The organism is Agrobacterium sp. SORGH_AS_0745 (genome assembly GCF_030818995.1).
Classification (GTDB): Bacteria; Pseudomonadota; Alphaproteobacteria; order Rhizobiales; family Rhizobiaceae; genus Agrobacterium; species Agrobacterium tumefaciens.
In genome coordinates this window covers 25,630-39,791 of record NZ_JAUTBI010000003.1, presented here as the reverse complement: position 1 = coordinate 39,791, position 14,162 = coordinate 25,630, and the positions used below count along the sequence as shown (strand labels likewise).

10 protein-coding genes are annotated in these 14,162 nt (G+C 58.1%); 6 read left to right on the top strand and 4 right to left on the bottom strand.

From position 1 onward, the window contains the following. The first annotated feature begins 35 nt into the window (after nucleotides 1-35). Both bglA and aac(6') read left to right on the top strand, forming a co-directional pair. Nucleotides 36-1,700, top strand: a complete 1,665-nt coding sequence (gene bglA / locus QE432_RS10140) for a beta-galactosidase BglA (RefSeq protein ID WP_111803794.1) — start codon at nucleotides 36-38, stop codon at nucleotides 1,698-1,700. Next, a complete protein-coding gene (aac(6'), locus tag QE432_RS10135; RefSeq protein WP_112650453.1) occupies nucleotides 1,697-2,152 on the top strand; it encodes an aminoglycoside 6'-N-acetyltransferase in 456 nt (151 codons plus the stop codon). The genes bglA and aac(6') overlap by 4 nt, the downstream gene beginning before the upstream one ends. A gap of 254 nt (nucleotides 2,153-2,406) precedes the next feature. Here the strand turns inward: aac(6') and ade are convergent, their stop codons facing one another. Beyond that, a complete protein-coding gene (ade, locus tag QE432_RS10130; RefSeq protein ID WP_019565181.1) occupies nucleotides 2,407-4,101 on the bottom strand; it encodes an adenine deaminase in 1,695 nt (564 codons plus the stop codon). Between the two features lie 276 nt (nucleotides 4,102-4,377). Between ade and QE432_RS10125 the strand changes: the two genes are divergently transcribed. Next, nucleotides 4,378-5,322: an HD-GYP domain-containing protein gene (locus tag QE432_RS10125; protein WP_013636637.1), complete on the top strand. Its 945-nt coding sequence runs from the start codon at nucleotides 4,378-4,380 to the stop codon at nucleotides 5,320-5,322. Between the two features lie 76 nt (nucleotides 5,323-5,398). Here the strand turns inward: QE432_RS10125 and QE432_RS10120 are convergent, their stop codons facing one another. Further along, the gene (locus tag QE432_RS10120; RefSeq protein WP_111783608.1) at nucleotides 5,399-7,588 is read right to left on the bottom strand and encodes an anthranilate synthase; all 2,190 of its coding nucleotides are present in this window, start codon (nucleotides 7,586-7,588) and stop codon (nucleotides 5,399-5,401) included. A 282-nt stretch (nucleotides 7,589-7,870) separates the two neighbouring features. Between QE432_RS10120 and QE432_RS10115 the strand changes: the two genes are divergently transcribed. After that, nucleotides 7,871-8,767, top strand: coding sequence for an extensin-like domain-containing protein (locus QE432_RS10115; protein ID WP_306624080.1), 897 nt, complete (start codon nucleotides 7,871-7,873; stop codon nucleotides 8,765-8,767). Nucleotides 8,768-8,822: 55 nt separating this feature from the next. On the opposite strand, the gene QE432_RS10110 is transcribed toward QE432_RS10115, so the two are convergent. Next, on the bottom strand, nucleotides 8,823-11,063 hold the full coding sequence (locus QE432_RS10110) for a TonB-dependent hemoglobin/transferrin/lactoferrin family receptor (RefSeq protein WP_065662203.1): 2,241 nt from the start codon (nucleotides 11,061-11,063) through the stop codon (nucleotides 8,823-8,825). Between the two features lie 359 nt (nucleotides 11,064-11,422). Between QE432_RS10110 and QE432_RS10105 the strand changes: the two genes are divergently transcribed. Together QE432_RS10105 and QE432_RS10100 are read left to right on the top strand one after the other, a co-directional pair. Then, nucleotides 11,423-11,944, top strand: a complete 522-nt coding sequence (locus tag QE432_RS10105) for a TIGR00645 family protein (RefSeq protein WP_013636634.1) — start codon at nucleotides 11,423-11,425, stop codon at nucleotides 11,942-11,944. Nucleotides 11,945-12,044: 100 nt separating this feature from the next. Continuing rightward, on the top strand, nucleotides 12,045-12,761 hold the full coding sequence (locus QE432_RS10100; protein ID WP_013636633.1) for a helix-turn-helix transcriptional regulator: 717 nt from the start codon (nucleotides 12,045-12,047) through the stop codon (nucleotides 12,759-12,761). 26 nt (nucleotides 12,762-12,787) lie between these two features. On the opposite strand, the gene QE432_RS10095 is transcribed toward QE432_RS10100, so the two are convergent. After that, the gene (locus QE432_RS10095; RefSeq protein ID WP_113472974.1) at nucleotides 12,788-13,945 is read right to left on the bottom strand and encodes a DUF2333 family protein; all 1,158 of its coding nucleotides are present in this window, start codon (nucleotides 13,943-13,945) and stop codon (nucleotides 12,788-12,790) included. Nucleotides 13,946-14,162 lie beyond the last annotated feature (217 nt).

Below are 14,162 nucleotides of genomic sequence, written 5' to 3'. Positions count from 1 at the left end.
ATATTCTCGGACCAACCCTCATCAGGAGATCGCTCATGCCGACAACCCATGCCCCGGTCCACAAATCCCAAGCGCAATCGGACTGGTGGAAGGGGGCGGTGATCTATCAGGTATATCCGCGATCCTTTCAGGACACGACCGGCGACGGTTACGGCGATCTTGCCGGGGTGACGAAGCGGCTGTCCTACATCGCCTCGCTCGGCGTCGATGCCATCTGGCTCTCGCCTTTCTTTACCTCCCCCATGGCCGATATGGGCTATGACGTTTCCGATTATTGCAATGTCGATCCGATGTTCGGCACGCTTGCCGATTTCGATGCATTGATGGCCGAGGCGCACCGGCTGGGGCTGAAAGTCATCATCGACCAGGTGATTTCGCATACATCCGATAAGCATCCCTGGTTCGTGGACAGCCGTGCAAGCCGCATCAACAGCAAGGCGGACTGGTATGTCTGGGCCAATCCCAAACCGGATGGCACGGCGCCCACCAACTGGCTTTCCGTTTTCGGCGGGCCGGCATGGGAATGGGATGGCGTGCGCAAGCAATATTACATGCACAGCTTTCTCGTCTCGCAGCCGGATCTCAACTTTCACAATCCGGATGTTCAGGATGCGCTTCTGGAAACCGTACGGTTCTGGCTCGATCGCGGCGTGGACGGTTTTCGTCTCGATACCGTCAATCACTATTTCCACGACAAGCTGTTGCGCGACAACCCGCCGCTTTTGGACGACGAAAGCTTTGGTCTCGATGCGTCCGACGTCAATCCTTACGGCATGCAGGATCATCTCTACGACAAGACGCGGCCGGAAAACGTGGCCTTCCTCCAGCGCTTCCGCGCGCTTCTCGATGAATATGAGGGCCGCGCCACCGTGGGCGAGGTGGGGGACGGCGCACGCTCGCTGAAGACGGTCGCGGCCTACACATCCGGCAATGACAAACTCAACATGTGCTATACCTTCGATCTGCTTGGCCCGGATTTCAGCGCAAAACACCTGCGGGGCTCGGTCGAAACCTTCGGCAAGGTGGTGACGGATGGCTGGGTGTGCTGGGCTTTTTCCAACCACGATGTGGTGCGCCATCTGAGCCGGTTTTCCGAAGGCTCCGAGGAGCAGACGCGGGTTGCGAAGCTCGCCATCTGCGTTCTCGCCAGCCTACGGGGCTCGATATGTCTGTATCAGGGTGAGGAGCTGGGCCTGACCGAGGCCGAACTGGCCTTCGAGGATTTGCGTGACCCCTACGGCATTCGCTTCTGGCCCGCCTTCAAGGGGCGTGACGGGTGCCGCACGCCGATGGTGTGGGAAACCGGCAAGCCGAATGCGGGTTTTTCAAGCGCGGAAAAGCCGTGGCTGCCGGTGCCCTATGCCCACGCCATGCAGGCGGCGGATGCGCAGGAGCGCAAGCCGGACTCGGTTCTTAACCACTACCGCGCGGTCTTGTCCTTCCGCAAAACCCATGGAGCATTGCGCGACGGCGATATGGACTTCATCAAGACCAATCTCGACGTGCTGGCCTTCACGCGCCACAAGGGTGACGAAAAACTGCTGTTCGTTTTCAACCTGACCCGTGAGGCGGTGGAATTCCCTGTCCCGAAGGGTATGGAGGTCACGGATATCCTGCCGATGCCGGGTTTTGAGCCGCTGTTCGACGCCGGAATTGTGAAGCTTGAGGGGTTGGACGTGTTTTGCGGGGTCGTCGCTTGAGCCTGCAATTTTCCATCAGCCACGCCGCAGCATCTCTGGATGACTGGTCCCTTTTGCGCCACCGTTTATGGCCCGATGCCTCCCTTGCCGAACACAGGGCGGAATTGCAGAACCTCTCCGACAACGACGCCGGTTTCATTGCCTATGATCTGGTCGGAATGGCCATCGGTTTCGCCGACGTCAGCCTCCGGCGGGATTATGTCAACGGATGCGATACCTCGCCTGTTGCGTTTCTCGAAGGCGTTTATGTGGAAGAAAAATTCCGCGGTCAGGGCGTTGCCGCGGCATTGATCGCCGAGGTCACCCGCTGGGCGATCAGCAAGGGTGTGAGCGAGCTTGCCTCCGATGCCGATATTGCCAATGTCGATTCACACCGCATGCATGCGGCGCTGGGGTTTGAGGAGACCGAACGGGTGGTTTATTTCCGCAAGCTGCTGCCATCGCATTCATGACTTGCTGATGCTGTAAGTCAGCCGATTTAGCAATCCGTCCGTTTCGCCTTGTCTGAACCGGCATTTTCATGTGGACGTCGCTCGGCTCTTTTCTGCTTAATCCGGGAACTTGCGCCACGCCTATTTTGGCAGGGTCGCGGGCAAATTATTATTACGTGACCTGGCCTGCAGAAACGAAAATCTGAGACGGCTCGCGCCGTCTCAGAAACGCGGCATAAGCAGATTACGCTGTTTCCGGCCGATAAACTCCATCGTCAGATCAGTGCAAACCGATCCACATCCACCATGCCCATGTCGGAAATCTTCAGGTGCGGGATGACGGGTAGCGGCAGGAAAGCCACCTGCAGGAAGGGCTCCTCGAGCGTCGTGCCGAGCGCATAGGCTGCCTTTCGCAGGGTGTGGAGCGTGTCTCGCACCGTTTCGTAAGGTTCGAGGCTCATCAACCCGGCAACCGGGAGCGCAATCTCGCCCGTCACCTTGCCGTCTTCGACTACCACGAAACCGCCCTTGATTTCGCCGAGCCGGTTGGCGGCCAGCGCCATGTCGTCCTCGTTAACGCCGACAACGCAGATATTGTGGCTGTCATGACCGACAGTGGAGGCGATGGCGCCCTTCTTCAGCCCGAAGCCCTGCACGAAGCCGTTGGCGTGGTTGCCGTTCTTGCCATGGCGCTCGATGACGGCGACCTTGATGATGTCGTTTGCGAGATCGACAGTCGTCTGGTTGCCGTCCGTCGGCAGCGTGTAGCGGCGATGTTCGGTGATGATCTTGCCGGGGAGAACGCCCATCACCGGGGTCTCGCCTTGCGCGACCGGCACGCCGAAATGGGCGGCGAGCACGGGTCTTGCCTTGACGCTGTCAAGACCGACGGGCGCGACCGGCTTGCGGGTGGCAAACAGCGCGTCATCGACGATACGGCCGCCGGAGAAGACCATGCCAGCCTTGCAATTCTGCAAGGTGTCGATCACCACGAGGTCGGCGCGCCAGCCCGGTGCGATAAGACCGCGATCGCGCAGGCCGAAGGCCTTTGCGGCGGAAATCGAGGCGGCGCGGTAGATGGCGAGCGGTTCCACGCCGTTGGCGATTGCCGTGCGGATCATATAATCGAGATGACCCTGTTCGGCGATGTCGAGTGGGTTGCGGTCATCGGTGCAAAGCGCAAGATAAGGCGACAGACGCTCGGTGATAACAGGCATCAGGGCGTGCAGGTCTTTTGAGACAGAGCCTTCGCGCACGAGAATATGCATGCCCTTGCGGATCTTTTCCAAAGCCTCGGCAGCACTGGTGCACTCATGTTCGGTGCGGATGCCGGCTGCCAGATATCCGTTCAGCGCCGTTCCCGACAGAAGCGGCGCGTGTCCGTCGATATGCTGTCCTTGAAAGGCTTCGAGTTTTGCCATGCATACCGGGTCTTTGTGGATGACACCCGGAAAATTCATGAATTCGGCAAGGCCGATAACCTTCGGATGATCACGGAACGGCAGCAGTTTTTCGATCGGCAGATCGGCGCCCGAGGTTTCCAGATGGGTTGCGGGCACGCAGGACGAGAGCTGCACGCGGATGTCCATGATGGTTTCCATGGAACTGTCCAGGAAGAACCGAAGCCCCTCCGCGCCCAGAACATTGGCGATCTCATGCGGGTCGCAGATGGCGGTAGTAACGCCGTAGGGCAGAACGCAGCGGTCGAATTCGTGCGGCGTCACCAGCGATGATTCGATGTGGAGATGGGTATCGATGAAACCTGGAACGACGATTTTCCCGGAAATGTCGATTTCCCTGCGACCCTTGTAGCTTTCGCAAGTTCCAACGATGGTATCGCCGCAGATGGCGATGTCGGAGGCAACAAGTTCTCCAGTTACGAGGTCGAAGAATCGTCCGCCCTTGAGAACTATATCTGCCGGTTCACGGCCCGTACCCTGATCGATGCGCGTTTCAAGTTTCGAATTCATGCGGCTTTTCTTCGGCTCCTGGTTTACGTCGTTCGCGAGAATTTTCAGTATTTACATTCTTAGGTTGTTTCTTGGCTTAATCGAATTGATTCTTTGCGTTTTAAATATATCCAGAGTAAAAAATTTTCATATTCGTGCTATCTTATGTTTAAGTTCCAAAATTGAACAATGTTAGGAATGCGTAACTTACCCTTGGAGGAATACCGGTTGGTTCCGGTCTTTTCAGCAATTGCCAGCGGAGGTTACCATTCCCGGGAAGGAAAATAAAAGCGTCTGATGCTCAAACGAATTTCTACCCAGCAATTGACGGTTGGCATGTTTATCGAAGCGGTCGAGGGAGCGCTTTCGAACAGCGGATTTTTGCAGCGATATCGATTTCTTCTGCGCCATGAAGAGTTGATGCGTCAATTGAAATTGAGCGGCGCTGAAAGCATCATCATCAATACGGCCAAGGGAAACGATATCGAGGGTAGGCCGTACTCTGGAACCGTCCCGCCGCGATTAAACAATGGCCCCGAAACCATGGCTGCCATCACCCATGCCGTGCGCTCCGCCGCCGATGCCATTGCAGAGACATTTGCCGTTGCCGAAGCCGGTGGCTGCGTCTCCCTCAAGGGCATGACAGCGGCGGCCGGCAAGATTTCCGATGCGGTCCAGTCGAACCCGGCGATTTTCATCGGGGTTACCCGGTTGAAGTCGAAGGACGAGACGACCTTCGTGCATTCGGTTTCCGTCAGCGGGTTGATGATCCATTTTGGCAATTATCTCGGGCTGGACAAGGAAACGGTTGATCTGCTCGGCATCAGCGGCCTGCTGCACGATATCGGCAAGGTGGAAATTCCTTCGTCGATCCTCAACAAGGCGGAAGGGTTAAGCGCCACCGAGCGGGAAATCATCAATCTTCATCCAACGTTCGGCCGGGATATCTTGTCTCGCAACGAGCAGATGCCGGCCATGGTTCTGGATGTCTGCTTCAATCATCACGAGCGCATTGATGGCGGCGGTTATCCCAGCGGCTGCGCCGGAAACGAGATCAGTCTTTACGCGCGCATTGCGGCGATCTGCGATGTCTATGACGCCGTAACCTCGGTTCGGCCCTACAAGAAGCCGTGGACGGCAAACGAAGCGCTGACGTGGATGTTGCGCCGGGAAGGCCACTTCGACATGCAACTTTTGAAGAAATTCGCGCTGTGCATTTCCACATCGCTGCCGCGTAGCTAGGCAGCAGGCGATCTCGAAGTCGCGCTGTTTGAGGCTTGCCCGGCGGCGCCGAAGTGACGCCGCCGATGCAGGATGTTTACGCTGCCTTGGTTTTCGCCTTGCGGGTGAGATGCACCACGACGTTCTCGATCATGCGCATGCCGGCATCCTGGCCGAGAGTCATGATCGATTCCGGGTGGAACTGAACGGCGGCTACCGGTTCCTTGGCGTGTTCGATGCCCATGATCGTGCCGTCTTCACTTTCCGCGGTGATGATGAAATCACGCGGAAGGGTGGAAGGGTCGGCGAAGATCGAGTGGTAGCGACCGACGGTCACTTCCTTGCCGAGACCGGAGAAGACCAGGCCTGGCTCCAGCACGCGGATGCGTGAGGGCTTGCCGTGCATTGGTACCGCAAGTTGGCGAAGTTCGCCGCCATAGGCTTCCGCCAGCGCCTGAAGACCGAGGCACACGCCGAAGATCGGCAGCTCGCGGGCGCGGGCGGCCTTGATCGTCGCCTTGCAGTCGAAATCCGTCGGGCTGCCCGGTCCGGGCGAAAGCACGACGAGATCGGGCTGGAAGCGGTCGAAGACCTCCGCTGCGACCGGCGTTCTGACGGTGGAAACTGTGGCACCCGTCTGACGGAAATAATTCGCCAGCGTGTGCACGAAACTGTCTTCGTGATCGACCAGCAGGATTTTGACGCCGGTGCCGACCTTGGCGGCATCGCGCTTGGTGGCGGCCGAGTTTGTGGCTTTTGCATCGCGAATGGCCGCGATCATGGCGGATGCCTTCAGTTCGGTTTCGGCTTCTTCTTCCTGCGGATTGGAATCATTGAGAAGCGTCGCACCGGCGCGGACTTCCGCGATGCCATCCTTGATACGGATGGTGCGCAGCGTAAGCCCGGTATTCATGTCGCCGTTGAAACCGACCATGCCGATTGCACCGCCATACCAGGCGCGCGGGCTCTTTTCATGGCTTTCAATGAAGCGCATGGCCCAGAGCTTCGGTGCGCCGGTGACGGTGACGGCCCAGGCGTGGCTGAGGAAGCCATCGAAGGCATCCATGTCGTCGCGTAGACGGCCCTCGATGTGGTCGACCGTGTGGATGAGGCGCGAATACATCTCGATCTGGCGGCGGCCGATGACCTTCACCGAACCTGGCTCGCAGACGCGGCTCTTGTCGTTGCGGTCCACATCCGAGCACATGGTCAGTTCGGACTCGTCCTTCTTCGAATTCAGCAGCTTCAGGATCTGCTCGCTGTCGGCAATCGGGTCGTCGCCACGTTTGATGGTGCCTGAAATCGGGCAGGTCTCAATGCGACGGCCGGAGACGCGCACGAACATTTCCGGCGAAGCACCGACCAGATATTCCTGATGACCGAGATTGATGAAGAAGGAATAGGGCGAAGGGTTGATCGCCTTCAGGCGGCGGGAGATCGCCGATGGATTGCTTTCGCAGCGCTCCATGAACTTCTGGCCGGGAACGACCTCGAACAGATCGCCGCGTCGGAAGCTTTCCTTGGCCTTCACCACCAGCTCGGAATATTCGCCTGGACGGTGATCGCCCTTGGGCGGGATCGTGTCGGTGGTCTTGAAGGGATCGGGCGCGATCTCTGAGGACTTGCCGTCCGTCGTTACACCGTCCTTCTCGAAATCGTAACGGTCGATCCAGGCCTTGGCGGAATAATGGTCCACGACGAGAATTTCGTCGGGCAGATACAGCACCATGTCGCGCTGGTCTTCCGGGCGCGCGAGCGAAAGCTTGATCGCGTCGAACTGGAAAGCGAGATCGTAACCGAACGCGCCGAACAGGCCGATGGCCGAATCTGCATTCGAATAGAACAGGTCGACGATGGCGCGCAGCGCCGTGAAGACGGTCGGGATTTTCGAGCGTTCTTCTTCTGTAAAGACGCGGTCCGGCTCGTTGACCGTGAGGTCGAGACGGCGGACGGAGGATGCGCCCAGCGTCAGATCGGGCGTCGCCTTCAGCTTTTCGGTGATGAGGTCGAGCAGCACTTCGCCGCGGCCGTTATAGGCTTCGATCCACATCTGGCGACCGAAGCAGGAAATGCCGAGCGGCGGATCGATGATGGCCGTATCCCAGCGCGTGTAGCGGCCCGGATATTCGTAGTTGGACGAGAAAACCGCGCCGCGATGGGCATCGAGCTTTTCGATGTAGTTGTCGATGGCGCTGGCATATTCGGCGGCGCGACGCTTTCGGCTGACCTTTATGCCGCCTTTCGTCTCGTAGGTTTCCGCTCCGTCATCCTGAATGATCGTTACCATTTCTTTCGCACTTCCCGTTTTTCAGGCCCGATGACAGGCGGCAGAATAACAAAAAAGCCGCCTGAAAATTCGGGCGGCTTGGACTTTGTCTGAAGACATGACTGGTCAAGGCCGCGTAAAGCTGCTCCACCACCAGTTAGCAATGTTCATAGACACGATGTTCATGGGAAAATTGTTAGCCTGCACAATTCGCCTTGGCAAGCGGATTCCGGCGACGGAATGAACCTTACCGGCGCGAGTTGCGTTCCTGTCCTGCCGAAACAGTCAGGAGTGCCCCGGAAAATGCTTCATCGCCTGTGTCTTCTGATGACGAGTCTCGCCCTTATTTCCGCTTCCGAACCGCCGCCACAGGTGCCGGTGCCACAGCCGAAGCCTGGTGAACAGCAAGCACCTGCCACAACGGAAAAGCCGGCCGATAAGGGCGCACCAACGCCCGAAGACACACCGAAAGCGACCCCCAAGCCGCAACCGTCTGAAGAAGGAAAATCCGGCGCGGAAGTGAAGGGTGCCGAGGACAAGAAGAAAGACGACAAGGGGCAAAACGGCGGTGAGACGGTAGCTCCGGCTGTCGAAGCAACGAAACCCGAGGAGAAACCGCCGGAGCGTGTGAAGCCGGAGGACCCGGCAGAGCTTCAGGCCTGCCTTGGCGCATTGAAGGAAATCGGCGCGGATTTCAAAGAGCTCGAGCCGATCCGCGACGACGAGCAGGGGTGCGGTATCGAAGCGCCGATCGAGCTTTCCGTGGTGCTGCCGGGCATCAAGCTTGAACCATCTGGCACCATGCGCTGCGAAACGGCCCTTGCGCTATCGCGCTGGACAAAGGAGATGATGCTGCCGGCTGCGGCTCTCGCCCTGCCGGACAAAAAGGTAACGGCGATTGCCAATGCCTCGACCTATATTTGCCGCAACCGCAACAGTGCCGAAACCGGCAAGATTTCCGAACATGCCAAGGGCAATGCTGTCGACATTTCCACCATTTCCTTTGACAAGGGCGATCCGCTGGTAATGAAGCCGCGCGGCGAGGATGGAACAGTGGAAGGTGCCTTCCAGCGGACGATCACAGCCGCCGCCTGCCTGTTCTTCCGAACCGTTCTTTCCCCCGGCAGCGACGCGACCCATCAGGATCACCTGCATCTCGACGTGCTGGAGCGAAAGGGAGGTTATCTCTACTGCCGCTGATAAAAAGGGGGCGACCCGAAGGCCGCCCCGACTGGAGATGATGTTCCGACCGGGTTTAGAATTTCTGGGTCAGAGAGATTTTGAAGGTGCGTCCGGCTTCCGTATAGAAGTCGACAGGCTGGTTGACGGTGCTGACGGCATTGGGGTTGACGTCACGAACGCCGACGGCGTTCCAGTATTGCTTGTCGAACAGGTTGTAGACGCCGGCCTGAATACGCAGGCCCTTGGTCTGTTCGGGTTCCCACCAGCCGGTCAGGTTGAATATGCCGTAACCGGGTGCGTCGTATGTTGTGGCCACCTTGTCGTCACGCATATGCGAGGAGAAGATGCCGGTGAATTCCGTGCCCCATGTCTCCTGTGCGTAGCCGACGCCGAGGACGGACTTGAACGGCGCCACCGTGCGGATGAATTCGTTGCTGTCTGTGTCTTTGCCATAAGCATAAGCAAGCGAAGCATGGGCGAAGAAGCCGTTTGCGAGTTCCTTGCGGACCTTGGCTTCCACTCCGGAGATTTCAACATTGTTGCGGTTGCGATAGGTAAAGAGCGATCCGTTGCCCCTGCCGCCGAAGCCGGGGAACAGCGTCGTCGAGGTCGTGTATTGCTCGATGAAGTTCTTGTACTTGTTGTGGAACAGCGTCAGGCTCCCCGTCAGATCGCCGGATGCGTAATTGGCGCCGATTTCAAAGCCATTGCTGGTTTCGGGGTTGAGTGCGGAGTTGCCGACCACGGCATAACCGGAGCTGATATTCGAGAAGTTCAGATAAAGCTCGTTGATGGTCGGAGCGCGATAGGCCATCGACCATTGTGCGAAGAGCTGCAATTCCGGTGTCACGTCGTATGTCGCGAGCAGCTTCGGCGAGAAGCGCGAACCGCTATTGCCGCTTGGCAGGCCGAAGGTGTTGTAACCGCTGTTGCTGGATACCGAGCCATCCGGATCGTAATCGTAGGAATCGAAGCGCAGGCCGGGGGTGAGCCGGAAACCGTTTCCAAACGCGATTTCGTCATCGAGATAGAGGCCAAGGCTCTTGCCGCTCACGTCAGGCATGTCCGACTGTGACGATGAGGTCACTCCGCCTGTGTTGGCATAAAGTGCCTGGCTGAAATCGGTTGTCATGGCGTTGCCGCCGAAGCGCACGGTGTGCTGCACGCCGCCGAGTTCGAAACCGGATTCAAGGCCGCCGACGATGCCGAAAGCGCTGTTGCGCATGCTGTCTTCGCGGATATAGAGCGAGTTGTTGGTCAGCCGGTTGCCAGCGCCGGATTCCTTGGAGAGGCGCGTCCAGTAGAGCGAGAGATTGGCTGCATCGATCAGGCTGTCTGTCGACGGCGCTTCATATTCGTAATCAAGCGATACGCGGTCGCGCTCCGTATCCTCGTAGCCGCTGTAGTCGCCAATACGGTAAGTCGATCCCGATACGCTGACGCCTTGCAGGGTTCGCATGTCGCTGCGATCTCTCAATGAATAACGCTCGGCCGTAAGTCCGATGCGGTGGCCGCCTTCCAGATCCTGGCGGATCTTGAACATCAGGTTGCTTTCGTAGGTATCTGCCGGGTTGGGCTTGGTGCGGCGGGTTCCGTAGATATCGGCGAAGCCCTTATTGTCCGTTTCGTTGCCGCGCTTGTAGGAGCCCTGGAACAGAACCGAGGTATTTTCGATCTTCTTTGCAACGGCGAGCGATCCGCCGACGCTTCTGTCCTCGCTGTCATAGGTGGTCTTGGCAACACCGCCCCAGTCCTTGCCTTCACCGATCAGGTCTTCCGGCTCAAGCGTGCGCAGAACGAGTGCGCCGCCAAGGGCGCCGGAACCGATGCGGCTGGAATCGGCGCCGCGTACAACGTCAACCGTGGAAAGCGATGAAAAATCAAAGCTCGAACTGGTATCACTCAGGGTCGTCGTGGCCTGTCCCTGACGGGCGAAATTGTTGAAGAAGGGAACGGGAATATTGTCGATCAGGGTCACGACACGCGCTCCGCCCAGACCGCGAATGAACAGGCCGCCGGGCCTGCCGGGCTTGGCATCCACATAATCGACACCCGGCTCGGTGGAGTTTCCGAGGTCCTTGATGCTGCCGATGTCTTTCTTCCTGATGTCTTCCGCCGTCGTCTGGCTTGCAAGCGGTGTGTCGGCGGCTGCATTCGCGCTTTTGACGCGCTTGCCCTTGACCACGATCTTCTCCAGCGTGGTGGTGTCGTTCGTCTGCGACGCGGCATCCTGCGATTGCGCAGGTCCGGCAAAGGGCAGAAGAGACATGGCAGTGCACAAAAACAGCGCCGAATGTGTGCGCGAGATGGACATTAAATACCCCCGGATAAGGCGCGCGCAGAAGCTATGGCGCGCAAAAACGCGCCGCGCTTGCTGTCGCGGCTGAAACTGTTTTGATTTGTTACGGGCAAGCCGATTGCTGAGGACTAAAAAACATGATCATAACTGTCAACATATTATATATGACTTTTATCATCATGTTTTAAAGCATAACGGTGCGTGGCAAAAATGTGACGCTCCGTGAGACTGCATCCGGACCGGTGGAGAGGCCCGAAAATGCCGGGTTCCGGCCAAAGTCCCGACATTGACGCTTGCTAGGATATTCGCAGCCAGTTTAGATGGCGGAAGAATGCATGCTCCAACAATATACAAAAAAGTAATCGGATACGGAAATGAAGTCACTTGAACTGCTCGTCGAGCGGATCATTCTCTCCAGCCGCTGGCTGCTCGTCGTGTTTTATCTCGGGCTCGTTGCGGCGCTGGCGGTTTATGCATTTTCCTTCGTGCTGAAATTCCTGAAGGTCGCCAAAAACGTTTTCACTTACGACGAATCGGACATGATCCTCGCCATGCTCGGGCTGATCGATGCGGCACTGGTCGCAAGCCTTATCGTCATGGTGATGATTTCCGGCTACGAGAATTTCGTCAGCCGTTTCGATGAGGCGGATGACGAGGTTTCGTTTCTGGGCAAGCTTGATGCCGGCAGCCTGAAAATCAAGGTCGCATCGTCGATTGTGGCGATTTCGTCGATCCACCTGCTACAGATATTCCTCAACGCCAGTCAGTATACGGATAGCCAGTTGATGTGGTTCACCATCATCCATCTGGCCTTTGTCGTCTCGGCGGTCATGCTCGGTTTCCTGGAGAAATTGATGGCCAAGCCGAAGGATAAACCCGAAAAACCGGCGCTTTAGTCAAGGTGGTCCACCCGATATGAAGGTTGCAACACTGTTTGCCCATGCCGCCTGGTCGTCGCTTCTGGGTGTCCTGCGCCCACCGCCGGGCGGCGCCTGAATGCCGAAGACGGAGCGCCAGGCCAGACTTTGCCGCGACCTTTCGGCTGCCATTGACAGACCCCAATGGCTGGCGGCGCTGCAGCAGGTGATGCAGGCGTTCAGTTATTCCTACGTGACGTTGCTGAAGCTGCCGAGCATTCGCAATGCCTACGCCCTGCCGATAGTGGTGGAAAGCAGCCTGCCGGTGTGGGTGGTGAATGCGATGACCCGGGACGGTGAACTTGCAGATTGTCCCGTCATAAAGCGCGGCGCTTCATCGATGATGCCGCAATACTGGTCTCTTGACGATAAGGACATCAACTGCGGCTCGCTGCTGGAAGTCTCAACCCTGCTGCGCGGCATGGGCATCACCTCCGGTCTTCTGGTGCCGGTGAACGGCATGGACGGAAACCGGCATCTGATGAATTTCGCAGGCGATTGCGATGTCCTGTCGCAGGGTTCGCTGAACGAGCTGTGCATGATCGCCCTTCACGCCCTGGAGGCCTATGACCGGCTTTGTCGTGCAGGCTCAAAACTCCCCTCACCACTGACGAAGCGGGAACTCGACGTGGTTCGCTGGACTGCGCAGGGCAAGACCTCCGTGGAGATTGCCGAGCTTCTGTCCATCTCGGAGCACACCGTCAATACCTATATGAACAACGCCATTCGCAAGCTGGATTGCGTCAACCGCGCGCAGCTGGTGGCCAAGACAATACGCCTTGGCCTGATAAGCTGATTTTCATGCCGGTCCAAGCCGTTGACTTACCTGTCGAGAACGGAGCGGAGCTCAACGAGGTTGGAGCGAACGCGCAGAACGTAAAATCCCATGGTGGCAAGGTGCGAGGGCATGATCCAACCGCTTTCGTCGCCGTTGGAAATGATTGCCGGCTGGATGCGTAGCGCCGCACGGGTCTGCCCCAGGGTGTCATTCCACAGATTGGTCAGATTGCGTTCGCGAATAACCTGCGCGAAGTCCGATCCGGCTGCCGACAGCACGCCGTAATAACCATAGAGCTGGCCATAGGCGAACCAGAAACGGTCGTCCGCGCGAGTGTCGAACCAGCCGCCATTATAGTTTTCCGAACGCTCGCGCAGAATGGCCGATGTCGAGCCAATATCGCCGGCAATGCGGTCGATGAACTGGATGAGGTTATCGGCGCGGGTATCGAAGACGGCCTTGCAGGCGGTCAGTTCACCGTTAAATGCCTGGAAGCTGCGGATGGCGGCGCGATAGTAGCTCGGTGTCGGTGTTTTGGGGCCAAACGGATCGAGGCCGAAATACCAGGAATATTCGCTGAACTGCATGTTCCCGCGCGCTTCCTGGAGATTGTTGTTGATACCGGAGGTTCCGCGAACGCGACCGAGCGTATCCACCAGTTCCACCGCGGTGCGGCGCACCGCCTGGTTCACGCCGCGCTGGAAGGACGCCTTGTTGTCCAAAAATGGCGTGCTGTCCCAGTCCATGCCGAAGAGGCCGAGACGATAGAGCAGCATGGAGGAAATCCATGCATTCTGATTGACGTTGAAATCGGTAAGATCGGCGGCAGCATCGACGATAGCGGAGCGCTGGCATACCGGTGCGGAGGTGTTTGCGGCAGCACCGGTGGCGCCGGCGGTGGCCGTGGGTGTTGCAGCCGGCAATTCCTGCCCGGGCGGCACCGTGCGCTCGGCAAGCTTGTAACGGGAAATATAATCCGGGTCGAAATTCGTCCAGACCTGCGTTTGCCAGAAGAAGTATCCGTAAAAGCCGGCCAGAAGGATGAGCACCAGAGCGATCGGACCCTTGATGATCCAGTTGCGGTCGCGATACCAGCCGTGGGCGGCCATGAAAGGCCACAGAAGCCAAGCGAAGACGAGACCGGCGGCCTTGCCGATGGCGTTGAAGGCTGCCTGAATCAAAGCGGTTATCCGGTCGATCATGTCGTCATAGTCTCCTCTGCCCGTGGGGCTGAACGCCGGAAGGAACAACCGCGGTTCGGCCATGCGCCTTTTGGCGCTTCGCAACAACCGCGGTCGTTTACTGTCTTCCAGATATGTCCCTACCCACCGGGATACAACATGATTGCGAAACTTTTCTCAACCTGCGGTCCGCGCGGCTCGTTCCCGAGTTCCTGGACTACGCGCGGAGCATGTATCG